The sequence below is a fragment of the Arthrobacter antibioticus genome, assembly GCF_030063205.1.
Classification (GTDB): domain Bacteria; phylum Actinomycetota; class Actinomycetes; order Actinomycetales; family Micrococcaceae; genus Specibacter.
In genome coordinates, this window is the sequence record NZ_JASISQ010000011.1 from 36,431 (window position 1) to 53,504 (window position 17,074).

At 56.7% G+C, this 17,074-nt stretch carries 13 protein-coding genes; 8 read left to right on the top strand and 5 right to left on the bottom strand.

What is annotated here, in order from left to right:
- Positions 1-341 precede the first annotated feature (341 nt).
- Positions 342-518 carry a helix-turn-helix domain-containing protein gene (locus tag QMG40_RS16845; protein ID WP_170120978.1) on the bottom strand — a complete coding sequence of 59 codons (177 nt, stop codon included), beginning with the start codon at positions 516-518 and terminating at the stop codon, positions 342-344.
- A 494-nt stretch (positions 519-1,012) separates the two neighbouring features.
- Here QMG40_RS16845 and QMG40_RS17465 point away from each other — a divergent pair, with 494 nt between their 5' ends.
- From QMG40_RS17465 to QMG40_RS16865, 5 genes are all read left to right on the top strand, one after another.
- On the top strand, positions 1,013-1,261 hold the full coding sequence (locus QMG40_RS17465; RefSeq protein ID WP_459253033.1) for a lactococcin 972 family bacteriocin: 249 nt from the start codon (positions 1,013-1,015) through the stop codon (positions 1,259-1,261).
- A 227-nt stretch (positions 1,262-1,488) separates the two neighbouring features.
- Positions 1,489-3,444, top strand: coding sequence for a hypothetical protein (locus QMG40_RS16850; protein ID WP_283532292.1), 1,956 nt, complete (start codon positions 1,489-1,491; stop codon positions 3,442-3,444).
- A gap of 14 nt (positions 3,445-3,458) precedes the next feature.
- Positions 3,459-4,112 carry an ABC transporter ATP-binding protein gene (locus tag QMG40_RS16855; protein WP_110106786.1) on the top strand — a complete coding sequence of 218 codons (654 nt, stop codon included), beginning with the start codon at positions 3,459-3,461 and terminating at the stop codon, positions 4,110-4,112.
- A 564-nt stretch (positions 4,113-4,676) separates the two neighbouring features.
- Positions 4,677-5,249 (top strand): recombinase family protein, encoded by a 573-nt coding sequence (locus QMG40_RS16860; RefSeq protein WP_110106785.1) that lies wholly within the window; start codon positions 4,677-4,679, stop codon positions 5,247-5,249.
- A 79-nt stretch (positions 5,250-5,328) separates the two neighbouring features.
- Positions 5,329-8,295: a Tn3 family transposase gene (locus QMG40_RS16865; protein WP_283532293.1), complete on the top strand. Its 2,967-nt coding sequence runs from the start codon at positions 5,329-5,331 to the stop codon at positions 8,293-8,295.
- A 605-nt stretch (positions 8,296-8,900) separates the two neighbouring features.
- On the opposite strand, the gene QMG40_RS16870 is transcribed toward QMG40_RS16865, so the two are convergent.
- From QMG40_RS16870 to QMG40_RS16880, 3 genes are all read right to left on the bottom strand, one after another.
- Positions 8,901-9,638 carry an HAD family hydrolase gene (locus QMG40_RS16870; protein ID WP_283532294.1) on the bottom strand — a complete coding sequence of 246 codons (738 nt, stop codon included), beginning with the start codon at positions 9,636-9,638 and terminating at the stop codon, positions 8,901-8,903.
- Between the two features lie 31 nt (positions 9,639-9,669).
- Complete coding sequence (locus tag QMG40_RS16875) at positions 9,670-9,996, bottom strand: P-type ATPase (protein WP_283532295.1); 327 nt, start codon at positions 9,994-9,996, stop codon at positions 9,670-9,672.
- A gap of 353 nt (positions 9,997-10,349) precedes the next feature.
- Positions 10,350-10,859 carry a universal stress protein gene (locus QMG40_RS16880; RefSeq protein ID WP_283532296.1) on the bottom strand — a complete coding sequence of 170 codons (510 nt, stop codon included), beginning with the start codon at positions 10,857-10,859 and terminating at the stop codon, positions 10,350-10,352.
- Positions 10,860-11,083: 224 nt separating this feature from the next.
- Here QMG40_RS16880 and QMG40_RS16885 point away from each other — a divergent pair, with 224 nt between their 5' ends.
- A complete protein-coding gene (locus tag QMG40_RS16885; RefSeq protein WP_283532297.1) occupies positions 11,084-11,563 on the top strand; it encodes a universal stress protein in 480 nt (159 codons plus the stop codon).
- A 54-nt stretch (positions 11,564-11,617) separates the two neighbouring features.
- On the opposite strand, the gene QMG40_RS16890 is transcribed toward QMG40_RS16885, so the two are convergent.
- Positions 11,618-14,896, bottom strand: a complete 3,279-nt coding sequence (locus tag QMG40_RS16890) for a beta-phosphoglucomutase family hydrolase (RefSeq protein ID WP_283532298.1) — start codon at positions 14,894-14,896, stop codon at positions 11,618-11,620.
- A gap of 429 nt (positions 14,897-15,325) precedes the next feature.
- On the opposite strand from QMG40_RS16890, the gene QMG40_RS16895 reads away from it, so the two are divergent.
- Both QMG40_RS16895 and QMG40_RS16900 read left to right on the top strand, forming a co-directional pair.
- Positions 15,326-16,387 carry a zinc-dependent alcohol dehydrogenase family protein gene (locus QMG40_RS16895; protein WP_283532299.1) on the top strand — a complete coding sequence of 354 codons (1,062 nt, stop codon included), beginning with the start codon at positions 15,326-15,328 and terminating at the stop codon, positions 16,385-16,387.
- 99 nt (positions 16,388-16,486) lie between these two features.
- Entirely contained in the window at positions 16,487-17,026 is a 540-nt protein-coding gene (locus tag QMG40_RS16900) for a flavodoxin family protein (protein WP_283532300.1), read from the top strand.
- The last annotated feature ends 48 nt before the right edge of the window (positions 17,027-17,074 follow it).

Here is a 17,074-nt window from a genome sequence, read left to right on the forward strand (position 1 = left end):
AGATGCCGGATAAGTTATAGTCTCCCTCTAGGGTTGGCTTGTGAAAAAGTGAAATATCCGACGCTAAGGTTCTGTCGAGCGCCGTAGTGGTCTGCATTTGCCGGGTTTGATCTGGTTGTTGCGTGGCCAGGTGTAGTCGCCGGTGAGGTTGATGTGTTCCCATCCCAGGGGTGAGAGCATCTCCAGGGCTCAGGACTCCCGACATGGCGATTTAGCAGATGTATAGCCAAACGCAAACGGCCCACAATCTGCCGCGGCGTCCTGGACCTCCCCAGATCCTCCCTCAGCCGCGCGGCAAGGATCTGGTTCGTCTCGGTTTTCCGTGTCTCCGGGCGCCTGCGCTACCGCCCGGCAGAGCAGGCAGCACTCACGGGCCGGTAGCCACGGGTCTTCGTCGAGTTCCATCGACGTTCGCGCCAAATAGTGGTGTGGTCCCGGCCGAGATCAACACCGATCTGCCGATCCGACTTGCCAGCCAGGATGCCTACAGCGATGTCCGCCCGATCCGAAAACGACAACCCCTGCTTCCCGCCAGCAACTCCACTACTCCGCCAACTTGTTGCTTCGAGGGTACGACACCGACCGCGCCTTGCCGCGTGAAATTGGTAATCCGTCAAAACCATTGCGGGTGTATCTTAGTTGTGCATGGCTGCTATATGGCGGGAAATCAACAATCTAGGCGAATGGTGGACAGGCCCACGGGGAGATTCGTGGCTGTTGTGCACGATAAACAATCAGAGATACCGGAACTTGAAATTAAGTAAAAGAAATTTCCAAGAAATATCTCACTCAATTCCGACTAGCCTGCTGTGAGTTGTTATAGTCAAGGTGAACTGACGGCAAATCTCAAGAGGTAGGTCTTCGATCGTCCGAGTTTTGAGCCAGGTCTGTGACTCTGCCTACTTCTATCCGCGCCAGCTCTTTACTACTCAAGTTACTACTCAAGCGATGTTCCCAAGGGGGAGAAATGTCCTTTTAGAAGAAATTTGCAATTCTTGGTCTCACGGCGGCCTTGTCGGCTGGTGCTCTTGCGCCCGCCATGGCGGCATCCATGAACGTTGGAGGGGGTGTGTTGGAGTATGGAACCAACGGTTCAGTGGCTTATTCTAACTACTTCCATGCACGAATGAACCACTACTCGACCGTTCAGGCCAACGGGGCGAACTATAGTTCAGGCTGCACTGTGGCCAATGCTTGGTCGTTCAAGTCCGTTACCCAAATCCCGGGCGTCAGCTACCAGTACTTCTACAATTTCTGCTAAATAACTCTAAAATAGCCCTCGCCCCCCGTAGCCGCGCTGACATCGGGTGGCAAGGGCTATTTTTGTTGTCATCGTATATTTTGCGTAGATTCCTCTTCCGAACGATAGAAGCATTGATGGTTCACAAGATTATTGGGTTTGTTCACTTTGTAATTGCAGTCTTTTCAGTATTACTTGCCTTAGGTTTCATGTCGGCTTCGGACGAGATCGTGCTCCAAGGTGCGGATATGAATCTCACCGTTGGGGGTGACGTCCAGAATGTTGATATGCGCGCTGCCTCGGCATTCATCCAGTCCGCAGCATTGGAACATCAGGGAAATATTGCCAGGCTTGTTCCTGATCTGCGCAACCCCACCTCTCACCGCAATCTATATCTGGCTGTGGGAGCTAGTTCGGCCAGTTCTGCTTCATGGATTGAGAAAGGATATCCGGATTTTACGCGATCTATGACCACAACGGTGCAGCCCTTCGCGAAGATCTCATCCTTGGATGTCCGCGGTCAATATGTTGTTTTTGGATCTAGTTCCTTGGAACAAGCAGTAATCACCGGGCTTCAGGGCATGGGACTGGAAGTTAGTACAGCGTCCGTTAGTCCATTGGAGACTTTCAAATGGTTCCTATCCACATCGGGGCTCGGAAACAGTTACATGGTCCTGGCCCTAATAGTCATTGTTAGCGCCGGAGCCGGGGTGATCCTCAATGCTAGAAGCTACGCTATTCAGCGGCTCCAGGGTGGCTCGCACTGGACATCCCTCGGTCGGGATCTAATTGCTTTGGCACGGTTCACAACACCGATTTACGCTGGACTCGCTGTGATCACATTAGTCGCACTGTACTTCTATAACTCACTCCATCAGGTTGCTGGATTCGCTTGGTTCGCTGCCCTGGTGGCTGCCAGCTTGTCGACAGCAGCCCTATTGACTCATGGTGGGGTGTTGCTGCTTGCTTGGAGGGTTCCCCTCATAGCTGCCGTAAAGGGACAAATCCCTGCGAAGAGCACCCTCGGCGCCGTCTACGTAGTCAAGATCGTCGCTTCCTTCCTTGCCTTTGGTATCGTTTCGGCGACTCTGGTCTTGGGCGGACAGGTCCTGGGGCAGCAAGAAAGCAAGGCTGTTTGGGCCGCCAACAGCGACCTCTCCATGCTTCAGTTCAAAACCAACCTGTCGCAGGAAGAATTCATGCAGCACGGTCAGCTCTTTGGTCAAGCTGCAAGGAAGGCCGACCGAGACGGGACCGTGGTTTTCGCCCAAATGTTCCCCTTTGAGGCGCTCCAGTCCTATGACCCGAATGGGACGGTCGCCCCCGTGTCGGGACCGCCGGTGGTGTATGTCAATTCGACCTATCTCAAACGCGAAACTGTGCTTGACGCTCAGGGCCAACGAATCCTTCCATCAGACACTGTCCGGCTTTTGGTACCGAATTCATTGAAACCAGAGCTGGAAAAGATCTCCGAAACGGTTTCGTTCTCGATTGGCGTGGATCGCCCCGTAAAAGAGACCGTCCTCATTGCAGACGACCAGCGCATCAATGCCTTCTCCTCTTTCGACGGCATTCAAGCGGGCACATCTTTTCCCAATGCAGTCGTCCTTGCGGTGCCCTCCGGCGGTACATGGATGCCCGATGGCGACTACTACGCGTACGCAACCAGTGGAGGGCTCCTGTTCACTGATCCGGAAGACATGATCGCCAGAACCGATCAGGCGGGAGCCTCAGGGTTTGTCACAGGATTCCGCCCAGCAGCTCTAGACGCAAGTGCCACTTTCCAAAAGGATGCGGCAGCCTTCCGCAACCACCTCTTCAGCATCGGCGCAGCACTCTTGGTCTTGCTGGTCACCTCCCTGGGCGCCGCTCTCGTCTACACCCGCAAGAACGCCCAAAGAATCTTTGTTAGCTTCATCCACGGTTGGCAGTCTTGGCAAGTCAACGCGTGGCTGCTAGCCGTAGAGTCCGCCGCAGCAATTGCACTGATCGGTTATGGGATCGCTCTGGCAGCAAAGGACGCAGCAGCGACAGCCGCCGGATCTACGGGAGCCACCTCACCTATCCTTCGAGAATCACAACCACTCGTACAATGGGCGCCTACCATCGCCCTAGCCATTGCACTCCTCAGCGTCACACTCACCCTACTCGCGCTGCGGGGCTATAAAACTTCACTGATCCGTTCACACTCGGCGGACGCATAGAAAGGAAGGATTCGATGATTTCTGCACACGGACTCACAAAGACGATCGGCCAACGCACTCTCTGGGAAGAACTCGATGTCACCGTCAATAGCGGTGAAATGATGGCCGTCCGCGGACCCAGTGGGTCGGGTAAATCCACGTTACTAAACTGCCTTGGTCTCCTCGAGCCCCTCACCGCTGGCCACGTGCTGATACAAGGTGCCAATACCACCTCTTACAACCAGCGTCAACAGCGCATCTTTCGCCGCGATACCCTCGGCTACCTATTCCAAAATTACGCCTTAATTGAAAACACGAGCATTCACGACAACCTCACCGTGGCCGGCGGAGAGAATCGCAAACTAAGCCGCACTGAGAAGCACAAGGTCTACGAAGAAGCGCTGGAACATGTTGGACTCACTGGACGTTCCAGGGACCTAGTTTACGAACTCAGTGGTGGCGAGCAACAGCGAGTGGCCCTCGCTCGGTTGCTCGTAAAAAAGCCCGTATTTATCCTGGCCGATGAACCCACCGGAGCCCTCGATGACGACAACGCAGACATGGTCATAAGTACCCTTCGCTATCTGGCCGAAAAGGGAGCAAGCATCCTCATCGCCACCCATAACGATCACGTCGAATCACGATGCGACACCAGTCTTGTCCTTGAATCCCGCGCACTAGTCCCATAGACCCAGCCAGCGAGGAATTGGCAGCAAAGAACGATGGTGGTGACAACTGACGAGATCTCGACTGTCCAAACGGGGGGTTCTCGTCTCCTAACAGGACAACTTAGGTGTTGACCGTCCCGTTGTTTCACGATGGTGCCGTGACGGCTTTTGACGAAGGTTGGTCAGTGAAATGCCCCGCCGGGCTGGTCCCGGCGGGGCATTTGTTGGGGTCGCCTACTGGTAGCGACTCCGAGTAGGGCTGGGAGCCGGCTTGGATGTGCATGGCCACGTCCCCGGAAGTTCGGGTCTCGCGTGACAGGAAAAACAGCAGACTGAGCAGGAAGAACCAGATAGACAAAGTAGCCATCACAAGCGCACTGCCGGGCGTACATGTTGTGGTTGGGGTGGCTTGTGAATTCGTCGAGTATCCGGGCCAAGCCAAGCCTCCACGATGTCCGGTAACGAACGTTCGCGAGACATTCTGTCTTCGGTTTCGTGGCCCGCGGATTGCCGCAGCCGATTTTGTAACGTTTGCCGTGTACGCGTCAATGTAACGCTCAACCGGGTTGGTGATACATTTTGGTGATGCGAATCGGATATGGGCGTGTCTCAACACGCGATCAGCACCCCGAGGCCCAACACGACGCCCTGCGCGCGGCGAGCTGCGAGCAGGTGTTCCTCGACACCGCCTCGGGAAAACTCGCCCGCAGGCCCGAACTCGACAAGGCGCTGCTCTCGGCCAACCGGTCCGGCGACCAGCTTGTTGTCACCAAGCTGGACCGTCTTGGGCGGTCGTTGGAAAACCTCATAGACCTGTCCAATACGCTGCAGGAGCGCGGCGTGGACCTGGTGGTCCTGGACCAGGGCATCGACACGTCATCACCCGCCGGACGTATGTTTTTCCAGATCCTCGGCTCAATAGCCGAGTTCGAACACGCGCTGATGTCCGAACGGACCCGCGACGGGCTAGCCGCCGCCCGGGCACGAGGGCGCACCGGTGGGCAGAAACCAAAACTCGGTCCCCGCCAGGTCAAGCTGGCAAGGGAAATGTATGAGGAAAAGGATGCCGACGGGAAACGTGCCCATACCGTCGAGCACATCGCCCAGGAATTCAGCGTCAGCCGTCCCACCATCTACCGGCACCTGGCCAAACCATGACTCGCGGGCATGGCTCTCCGCAGCAGCGCGAGGACAAGACCGTACTTCGTGGCCTTCCAACTAACTAAGGATTTCTAACATGGCCCTTCGTTCCTTGCTCACGACTGCCGAACGCGGCCAAGTCCTTGAAATCCCCACCGGTGCCGGGGTCCTCGCTGCCCACTACACACTCAGCGAAGCAGACATGTCGTTGATTCGCCAACGACGTGCGGATGCCAACCGGTTGGGCTTTGCCATCCAGCTGTGTCTGCTTCGGCACCCGGGTATCGCGTTGGCCGACGACACCGAAGTGCCCCCTGAAATGATCGATTGGGTCGCGGCCCGCCTGGCCATCCCGGCCGAGGCCTGGGATGAATATGGGACACGTGGGGAAACGCGGCAAGAACATGGACGGGAGATTGGCGCGTACCTGGGCATGTCCGCATTCGGTATCAAGGACTTCCGTCAGATCGTGGAACACGTCGACGAGGTGGCCGCACAAACAGACAAGGGCCTCGTCTTGGTCGAAGGCGCGCAGGACTTCCTGCGCTCAAGGAAGGTTGCCTCGCCCGGGGTGGGGGTCATTGAAAGGGCCTGCGCGCAGGCCCTGACCCGGGCGAACCGGCGAATCTACGCCATCTTATGCGACCAACTCTCCCAGGAGCACCGAGGGCGTCTGGATGGTTTGTTGCTTCGCCGCACCGATAGTTCCTTGACCGAAATCGGCTGGCTGCGGCAGGCACCACTGCGACCCAACGCACGGTCGATGAACGAGCACATCGACCGACTCACGACCTGGCGTGCACTTGACCTGCCCTGGGACGCCGGCAAACTGGTGCACCGGAACAGGTTGCTGAAGTTGGCCCGCGAGGGCGCCTCGATGACCGCGGCAGATCTAGCCAAGTTCGAGCCCGGACGCCGGTACGCGACTCTGTTCGCCATGTCCGTGGAAAGTATGGCAACCGTCACCGATGAAATCATCGATCTACATGACCGAATTATTGGCCGGATCATTCGCACCGCCCGGAACAAACAAAACCAGAACACCTTGGCCTCCCGTGCAACCGTCGCAGCCATGATGCGCCTGCACTCCAAGCTCGGCGATACCCTGATCGCAGCCAAGGAGAACGGTGAAGATCCCTTCGCCGCGATCGAAACTGCGATCGGTTGGGAATCCTTGGCTGAAAGCATCGCCCAAGCCAAGGACCTGACCCGGCCAGCCCTCGAGGACCACCTCGCGCTCGTCAGCGCCCACTTCACCACGCTGCGCCGCTACACCCCGGCATTTCTTGCCGTCCTCGACCTCCAAGCAGCCCCCGCCGCCCAAGACCTGGTGGCCGCAATCACGGTCATCCGCACAATGAATACCACCGGAGCCCGAAAGATCCCGGAGGATGCACCCACGTCGTTCATCCGGGCCAGGTGGAAGCCACTGGTGTTTACCGAGAACGGCACAGACCGTGGATTCTACGAGTTCTGCGCCCTGGCGGAACTCAAGAATGCGCTGCGCTCAGGAGACATGTGGGTCACCGGCTCCCGGCAATTCCGTGACTTCAATGACTACCTGCTGGCCGGCTCCGACTACACGGCCATGAAGAACGCCGGGGACCTTCCCCTGGTCACAGCCAATGGCGGCGAAGAATATCTCAAGAACCGTCTTGCCCTGCTTAGTGAACGGCTGCACCAAGTCAACGCCCTGGCGTCCCGTGATGAGCTGCACGGGGTGCTGATCACGGCCAGCGGCGTGAAGATCACCCCGCTCGAGACGATCGTGCCACCACACGCCCAACCCCTGATCGATCAGGCCAGCGCCATGTTCCCGCGAATACGAATCACCGACCTTTTGATGGAAGTCGATGGCTGGACGGGCTTCACCCGCCACTTCACCAACCTCAAGTCCGGCCAACCCTCCAAGGACAAGCAGCTCCTGCTCACCGCAATCCTGGCCGACGGAATCAACCTGGGCCTGACCAAGATGTCAGAGTCATGCACCGGCGTCACCTACGCCCAGCTCGACCGCCAGCAGGCTTCCCATATCCGGGATGAAACCTACAGTGCCGCCCTGGCCGAGCTGGTCAATACCCAGCACGCACACCCATTCGGCGCGCACTGGGGCGATGGCACCACCTCTTCCTCGGACGGGCAGCGCTTCCGCGCCGGTAGCCATGCCGAATCCACCGGGCATGTGAACCCGAAATACGGGTCCGAGCCCGGACGGATGATCTACACGCATGTCTCTGACAAATATTCGCCCTTCCACAGCAAACTGATCAATGTCGGGGACCGCGACGCGACCTACGTCTTGGATGGGCTGCTGTATCACGAGTCCGATCTGGCGATCCAGGAGCACTACACCGACACTGCCGGGTTCACCGACCATCTCTTCGCCCTCATGCACCTGCTCGGATACCGGTTCGCACCCCGGATCCGCAACATCGGCGACACCCGCCTCTACACACCCACCAACGATCCGGGACTGTCGACGTTAACTCCGTTGATCGGCGGCACCATCAACACCAAAACCATCACCGCACACTGGGACGAAATCCTTCGCCTGGCCACATCCATCAAAACCGGCACCGTGACCGCCTCCCTAATGATGCGCAAACTCGGCGCCTACCCACGCCAAAATGGCCTCGCTACCGCACTGAGGGAACTGGGCAAACTGGAACGAACTCTCTTCCTGCTGGACTGGCTCCAAGATCCCGACCTGCGGCGCAAGGTCACAGCCGGGCTGAACAAGGGAGAAGCACGGAACACCCTGGCCCGTGCCGTTTTCTTCAATCGTCTGGGAGAGATCCGCGATCGATCCTTCGAGCAACAGCGCTACCGGGCCTCGGGGCTGAATCTTCTCACCGCGGCCATCGTTCTCTGGAACACGGTCTACCTCGACCGCACCATCACCACCTTGAACCAGGAGGGCAACGCCACGGACCCCGACCTGCTGCGGTTCCTCTCACCCCTGGGATGGGAACACATCAACCTCACCGGCGACTACACCTGGCCCCGCAACAACCAGATCAAACGCGGCAAATACAGACCACTACGGCGCTCGACAAAACCTTAGCGTCGGATATTTCACTTTTTCACAAGCCACCCCCTCTACAACCTGAGAAGATTAACGAGCATTGGACCCCCAAGGCTGGCTGAATTCATGGATTCATGACCCACGGTCTTGACCAGATTAGTGGCTCTGGAACGCTGAATCGCGCCGCTCGGCGGTGTACATGGAGGGAGGTTCCGCGGTGGCGAACTGTAGTGCTTTGTTGGGCTGGCCGGGAGGAAAACCATAGTTTGGCTAGCTCCACCAACACCAAATACACAACCGTCTTAGCAGAACGTGGTGAAATCGAACAGTGAACTGATTGGCCCGAACAAGAACAAGCAGCGGAGGATGACGGCGATGTCCCCATAGGAGGGGGCTAATGGGTGTTCCCTATCGACGCGGTCTCCTTGAATAGCGAGTTGACCTGTGTCATACAGCAGGTTGTTGACTAGGATTTGTCCTGGCAGCATCGGCAGAAATCTAAGGACCACGCAGGCTGTTGCAGCACTGAGCATATTTCCGAAATTACTTGCGTGCCGGCCAGCACGATGTGCGCTGCGTCCTTTGCAACATCAGCTGCACTCTCAACCGAAATTCCAACATCCCCCTGGTGTAACGCCAGGGCATCATTGGCGCCGTCGCCAAGAAAAGCCACAGCCCAACCCCACTGCCGCATAAGCCTGATAATTCTGGCTTTTTGTTCCGGCTAATGCTAGTCCAAGATACCTGCACACTTTCTCTGCAACCCTGTTTCTCTCTGTAACCCTGGCGTTGTCTCCTGTGGCTAGTTTGACCGTAATTCCAAGCTCCGCCAGCCCTATTAGGGACTCCCTAACGTTGGCTTTTGGCTTGTCCACAAAGACCAGAAACCCAGCCAATGTCAGCCTCACTTCCTCAGCCGGGACTATGGCACTCATTCCCACCACCTGACGTGAAGCCACAGCGATAACCCGTGCTCCGGCGTCGTACTGTTCATTTAATCGGAGCAGCGCTTGTGGCGGCACGTCAAGACACAGCGGCATGACGTCCTCAACCGAACCCTTCGTAACAATTTGTTGCGCCCCACTCGGATCAACCACCAAAACACTTGTCATACGACGCTGATGGTCGAAGGGAATAATGTCCACACGCACGTCGCTGCCAGGAGAAAAATCATGCGCTTGCAGGGCCTCCCAGACAGCCGCATCCAACCGATTTTGACCCACTATTGAGACCTCGCCATGAGCCAGGTCGACTTCCGTTGACACCAGTCCCAGGACAAAATGTTCTGCCTCGGTAATATCCGCACCAATGGCGAATGCCGAAGTAAAACTGGTATGCCACTCTGTCAGAGTGCCGGTTTTATCGGTGACAAGAACATCCATATCACCTAGATCCCCAATACAAACCAGCCGTTTAACCAGTACTTTTCTTTTGGCCAACGTCCGGCTTCCAGCCGCCAAGCAAGTCCTGACGACGGCGGGTAGCAGCTGCGGCGTGATGCCCGCAGCTATTATGAGGGGAAAAGAGCAGCGACACCAGAAAAGGGCGACCGAGCAGGTTGGTAAGGAAAATAAGAGCTGTGAGGGCAAGCGCCACTTGTAGAAGTAGGAAAGAGAACCTCTTGAGACCGTGTTGAAATTCCGTCTGTGGTTGATGCTCCCCCACGCCCAAGGCGATCTTGCCAAACTCGGCACGACCACCCGTGGCTACGACAACTCCCACGCAATTGCCAGCGTTCACTACGGTCCCCATAAAACGACAGCACGTCATCCCATCCAGCGAACCCACGTCACCCGGTACTAAGTCCACGACGCTAATTTGCCAGTCTGCACCGTCCCGCACAACCATGTGCGTAACGCGAGAATGAAGAGCCTGCGCAGCTTGTTCGGCCCTAAATTCATTGGGAACCCCAAACCGACACCAACCATGGTCGTACCTGATGGCTGCGCAAAGCGTTGGGACAAACTTCTGCCAACCGACGCCACGCCTCCTCAGAACACAAACCAATCACGCTCCAGTGACAGTCAAGAAGAACCTGTTCAACGCTAGTGTGGGCGGTGGTGGCGAGTGAAGGCCACCCTAAATTTGTCTTCTCAGCTGGTAGAGACGGGCTCATCGGTATCCTCGTTGTTTGCGCCCACCGTCTCAGGCCCCGGGACCGTGTCTAAGGAAAGAGGCACTACCAACACAGGACAAGGTGCATGTTCTACGCATGCCGAACTAACCGATCCCAAGAGCATTCCTTTGAAGCCGCCACGCCCACGTGAGCCGACTATAAGCATGTGGGCGGATTCAGCGGCATCGATCAACACCTTGGCAGGCCTGCCTCGGACACACACCCCAGTAAATCCTTCTGGCATCCCATCTCCAAATGCCTCCTGCGCGGCATCTTTAAGGAGCTGCTGCGCATCCTGGTCCGGATCCCAGTCAGGGATTATGTACGAGCCAAAGACGGTCTCCATGTGCCACGCAGTAACAGCAATAATTCTGGTGTTAAGGGACTGTGCCATTTTTTGCCCCCACTTCAGGGCAAGCACGGACTCGGCAGACCCATCAACACCAACCACAATGCGCGAAGTTCTCGGGGTTCCCTGTTCTTCCATGGTCCCAGCCATCCTTCTTCTCTTTCACATCCGTTTCTTTCACTTCAACTTCCAGCGGCAAAAGAAGTGAGCCGCTTCCGGTCTCTCACGCGCGCCAGCTATGTCTGCACACTTTAATGATCGAGTCCCACAGGAGAAACTGCACAGGGTCATAGGTCCCTAACTTTGCGGTTAGCTTCGTGCCATGATCAGGGATACCAGCAAAGATAAGGAACACCCTCGTGATGAAAGCTCCACAAGAACCAGCCGTCATTGTAGTGGGAGTTGACGGATCAGACTCATCCGTTGAAGCTCTGCGTAAGGCTGTTTGGTTGGCGAAACACCTCGATGCGCAAGTGAAAGCCTTGGCCTGTTGGAACTATCCCAATGCCTATGTAGTTCCATATGCTCTGGGAAACTTTGACTTTGAAGGGGCGGCACAAGAGGTGCTCGATTCCGCCGTCGAAAGAGCCTTCGGGCTGGACTGGCCCCGGCAGCTCAGCGCCCACTTGGTACAAGGCTCTGCCCGGTCAGTTTTAATTGATGCTAGCGAAGATGCCATGATCCTCGTTCTGGGACGGCGTGGCTTTGGTGGATTCAAGGGTTTGCTGATGGGATCCGTCAGTTCGGCCTGCACCGCCCACGCCCACTGCCCGGTCATGATCGTAAACCCACCACCTGATCCGCCTTCGGGCTCAGCTCCGGAAGCGTCTGCGGAGCCTTAGAATGTGGGACGCCGAGTTGTTCTCCTTGAGCTGTTGGAATGGATCCACTGAGTTTCAGCTATGCACACTGCCCTTGCTGTGCCGGATGGTGCATTTCTGACTCTTATGAGAGAAGTGCAGACTATCTCCAGCAACAAGTATTTTTTGGTTCTCCTCAATGCAGACACGGATAGGCGCGGCCAAGCCCTCAGCTAGGTGCAAAGAAAGCGAGTCCTGGGTGAGCTTGACGGTGATTGATTGACCGTGAAATGAAAGTTGAAAGCTCACCCGCGAGAGCTCCCGCGGCAGAAGAGGATGCAATCGTAAGGTGTTGTCGCGGGTTTCCACCCCGCCATAACAGCGAAGGACCATGTCCGAGGTACCAGCCATCGCCCCGAGGTGGACCCCCTCCCTAGTGCTCCCACCCTGGGTGTCCTCGATATCGCATTGAAGTGCGTGGGTGAACAGGGCCCAGGACTGTTCTCTATCGGTGCGCGCCAGAACCCAACTGTGAGCCAGCCGGCTTAGGGTGGATCCATGACTTGTCCGTGCCAAATAGTAACGGATGGTTTGGGGTACAACTTCTGGCGGCAGCGGGTAACCTAGCCGCTCAAATACCGTACGCAGCTCTTCAGCAGACAGCAGGTAGAACAGCATCAGCACATCTGCCTGTTTTGATAATTTGTAACAGTTGGTCGAATCCCCTTCTGCCTGAAGAATTAGATCCAAGCGGCCAATATCACCATAAGTAGCCCGGTAACTGCCCCAATCAAATTCCAGCAGGTCCTCATAACCCTCAAACTGGCTGATCACCCCATCTGCGTGGAAGGCTACACGCAGCCGACGGCTTATTTTCTCCCATTCGGCGAGTTCCTGCCCATCCACCAGCAGGCGAGCGCGCAACAAACCTCCATCACCAGCAGAAACAACCCCGACGGCTTCCCCAGCCTTGGAAAGAACCCACGATGCAAGCACATTCGTATAAGCGTTATTGCGCAGCCCCGCACCGGCTTGGCCGGGGTAGCCGTCGTGAAACTCATCAGGTCCCATCACCCCAGTAATGCAATACCGCCCGTCGGCAGGGTCAAGTACTGCCAGATCGGCGAAGAAACGTGAGACTTCAACAAGAATTTCTGCACCGTAACGAGCTAGAAATACCCAGTCATTGCTGGCTTGAAAGTACTGCCAAACATTGTAGGCGACGGCCAGACCACTGTGGCGCTGGAGATGAGAGTTGTCAGGCATCCACTGTTGCCCGCGGACATTGAAGAGAGTAGATGGTGTCTCTTCTTGCCCATCACTGCCACTTTGCCAAGGAAACATAGCTCCTTTGTGTCCTATAGCCCGCGCGGCTGCTCGTGCCGCGCCCAAGCGCCGGTATCTGTACATCAGAAAAGATCTGGTGATATCTGGGCGCCTCAGGGTCACCATGGGATAAACGAAAAGCTCATCCCAGAATATGTGTCCTCGGTAGCCCTCGCCATGCAGACCTCTGGCCGGGACACCAGCGTCAAGGTCTGGATCTGCGGTCGCCACGGTTTGCAACACATGGAAGATGTTGAGGTTTAGAGCCTGAGAGTGTGATTGCCCGGCTCCCAGCTCAACCCCGAAGCTGTCCCATAGTTCATCCCAAGCGCGTGTGTGCTCCACCAAGAGCACCTCACTCGTTGATGCCCCTCGAATCTTCGCGCTGGCTGACAATCCGGCAGTTGAAATCGCCGGATCTCGTGACGTTACTGCGGCCACCGTCTTTATAATCGTGACAGGTTCGCCGGGCTTCAAGGAAAAGTTTAGGAGATGACCTGCCCGTGCATCGTCAAGCACAAGTTCGCGCTCTCTGGTGATCGGTTCGCCGCTTGCACTGCGAAGGCTTGTGCGAAGGGCCATAGCAATAGTGATCCCTGATTGTTTGGTCCGGGATTCCCACAGGACACTTTCATCTCCTATTTCGCTGCCGCCAACAGCTACAAGGTGATCACCTTCCAGCTGACTATCGGCCGGTGAATTACGATTCTCCACGGCACCATTGATAGCCGAAACGACGTCGACGTCCCCCGCCCAATCTTCAGCTTCAACTGTCATCTCAAGTACGGCGAGGTGCTTCTGATCCATTGACTGAAACTGTCTGGAGGTGATCCAGGTGGTCCGCCCATTCGAGTCTAGGTAGCGGTTTTTCCGCGTCAATATCCCATGCTTGAGATCAATCTTCTGATGGTGGCTGAGCGTCTCCGGGCCCCCTGGACGTAACGTGGAGCCACCGGGGAGCTGGAGCGAAAGGAAAGTCCAATCCGGAGCGTTGACCATGTGCTCAGTTTCATCAATGCGCCCGGCCAGCTCAGTTACGGCACGGTTGTAGACTCCGGCAAAGTACGTCCCCGGATAGTGGGCTGAATCCGCAACACTGCCGGGAATGGATCCGCGCGTTGCCCAATAGCCGTTGCCCAGAGTGCACAATGCCTCTCGACGGCCTTCCAAGGCAGGGTCAAACTGGTTGTACTCCAGCGACCATTCATCCTTCACCTCCTCACTCGGCCAAGGGTAGTGGTCACCCACAGCTACGGCTGATCCCTGGGTGGCATCAGTGAGAGGGCGTACAAGGGATAACGCATTGAGATCGGTGACCGTCAGATTTGCCCCTGATGCCAGCAAGGCGCTCCCGCCGGTTCCCCTCTCAACCCCCACAACTAGTGCAAAGCCACCCGACACCCCGGCCTTGACTCCTGCAGTGGCGTCTTCTAGAACCACGATGTCCGATGGTTGAATTTTTAGGCGGTGTGCTGCCTCAAGAAACATGGCCGGGTCCGGCTTCCCGGGCAGTGCCAGTTCTAGGGCATCCGTGCCGTCCACCAAAACCGTAAATAGGTCCGATATTGACGCCGCAGCCAGAATTTCCCGGCTGTTGCGGCTTGCGGTGACCAAAGCCGTTGGCACCATTGCCCCCAAAAGTCGCCGCAACAAAGCCAAGGCATCGGGAAAGACAACCACCCCCGAATCCTTCAGGAGCTGAGCGAAGATCTCCTGCTTTCGGGCCGCCATGCCTGTGACGCTCAAGGTGCCCGAATCATCCTCTGCACCGCCGTCTGGCGCGTGGATGCCTCGATGATTTAGAAAAGTCCGGATTCCGTCTTCGCGACTGCGGCCGTCAACGTACAGGCGATAGTCCTGTTCAGTATCAAAAGCATCCGTTTCCGATTCGCCTAACCGTGGCAATACTTCGTCAAAGAGCGCCTTCCAGGCGGTGGCATGCAACCGGGCTGTGTCAGTGACAACCCCGTCCATGTCAAAAATGACAGCACCATAGCCACCGGTCTCAGCCGTTCTGCCTAGCGTCCGCGAAACGTTGTGCAGTTTCATTGAAGTTGATTTCCCCTGTTTGCCTGGGTTCCTTTTCTTGCTTGCGTGCTTGAGCACCGCTGCCACTTCCCTGCATCTAGCTTGCCTCGTGCACCTGAAAGCGTCAGCAATTACTATGATTCCCGCAGCTTCGCTGCCCTGCACAGGGCACAAGGTCCCGAACCGCCTGTTCCATGTAATCCAACACCGCTACCGGCGGCTTACGGCTTCATGTCCTGGTCCACTTGGAAATGCCAACAGCATCAACGCCGTACAAAATATCTCCTCCACAGGGGCCTTCTGGCCCTATTTCTGGTGCGGCCGCAGACGTAACGTTTTTGCTGTGGGCCAATAGGTGCTGTGGGCCAATACATCCGGTAGCGGCATCGCACAAGCCTCAGGTAAGCGCGTCGCTGGGGACGTCACGGCATCTCATCTAAGGAACAAAATATGAAGGCACTCGTTTATCAAGGTCCAGGGAAAAAGCAGTGGATGGAGGTACCCGCACCGCAACTGCTCAATGACAGTGATGTCGTGGTGCGCGTCGACACCACAACAATTTGTGGAACCGATCTGCATATCCTCAAAGGAGATGTTCCCGCCGTCAGTATCGGCCGTATTTTGGGTCATGAGGGTGTGGGTACCATCTCAGAAGTTGGATCCGGGGTCAAAGACTTCAGTGTTGGCGACCGCGTCATTATCTCCTGCATCAAGTCATGTGGACACTGTGTTAATTGCCGCGCGGGGCTGTACTCGCACTGCCTCGGAGAAGAAGGGGCATCCGGGATCGGCTGGGTGTTTGGCCACCTGATCGATGGAACACAGGCCGAGTATGTGCGCGTGCCATACGCGGATAACTCCCTGCATAAACTCCCTGAAGGTGTTACTGACATTGCGGCGGTTATGCTATCCGACATTCTCCCCACGGGATTTGAAATCGGCGTTCTAGCCGGCCATGTTAGGCCAGGTGATGTGGTGGCGGTCATCGGCGCCGGACCAGTGGGCCTGGCCTCGATGATGACAGCCGGGCTCTGCGGGGCTGCAACGATCATTGCCCTGGACCTTGATCGTGGACGGTTGGAGCAAGCCAAGTCTTTTGGTGCCACCGACACGGTTGTCTCGGACACTGCCGACTGGAAGGAACAGGTCCTGGCGCTCACCGATGGTGCAGGAGTGGATGTCGCCATTGAAGCCGTTGGTGTGCCGGAGACATTTGCGGTAGCCCTAAACATTGTTCGCCCCGGTGGCCACGTCGCCAACGTCGGTGTCCATGGCGAAGCTGTCACGCTACATCTGGAAGAACTGTGGATTCGAAACATCACCATCACTATGGGCCTTGTCAATGCAAATACGACGCCGATGCTGCTCAAGCTCGTTGCTTCACACAAACTCGCCGCCGAGCGATTTGCCACGCACTTCTTCAACCTTGACCAGATGCTGGAGGCCTACGAGACATTCTCAAATGCAGCCACGACCAAGGCACTTAAAGTCATCATTTCCCGGGTTGGCTGAACCAGTGCCGTGGGGCGTGCGGCACCGGCGCTCTTGACCGCGAGCAGTACGTCTTGAAACAAAACACCGCACCCCTCATTCGTTGGAAAGGCAATCAAGATGAGCATCGCCGTCGTCTATGAATCCATGTTTGGCAACACCCGCACAATAGCCTTTGCCATCGCTGAGGGCCTGGCCCCTTTTGGCGTAGTTGTCACTGCAAACGTCAACGATCCACGATCCACTGGCGCCACTCGTTGCGCCGAGTTGCTGGTTCTCGGTGGACCAACCCATGTCCATGGCATGACACGCCCCGCTTCACGGGAAGAAGCAGCAAGGTGGTCCAAAGACTCCACCAAACATCTGATCCTTAAACCCTCGGCGCCAGGGATCGGCGTCCGTGAATGGATCAGGGACCTTGACCTCGTTCCAGCACTGAGTGCAGCGTTCGACACCCGGGTGGACAAAGCCCACATAATTACCAGTGCAGCGTCAGGACACATTGAACACGCGCTCACGAAAAGGGGGTCGCGCTCAGCGATTACGCCAGAGAGCTTCTTGGTGACTGCGGACAACGGTCTGGCAAATGACGAGCTGGATCGGGCCTTAGCGTGGGGCATCTCCGTGGGCAAAGCCATGGAACAGTTCATCCACCACTGAGCCGACGGGGACAACCAGTCTGCTCGTATTAACGCGCGGAGATACGGA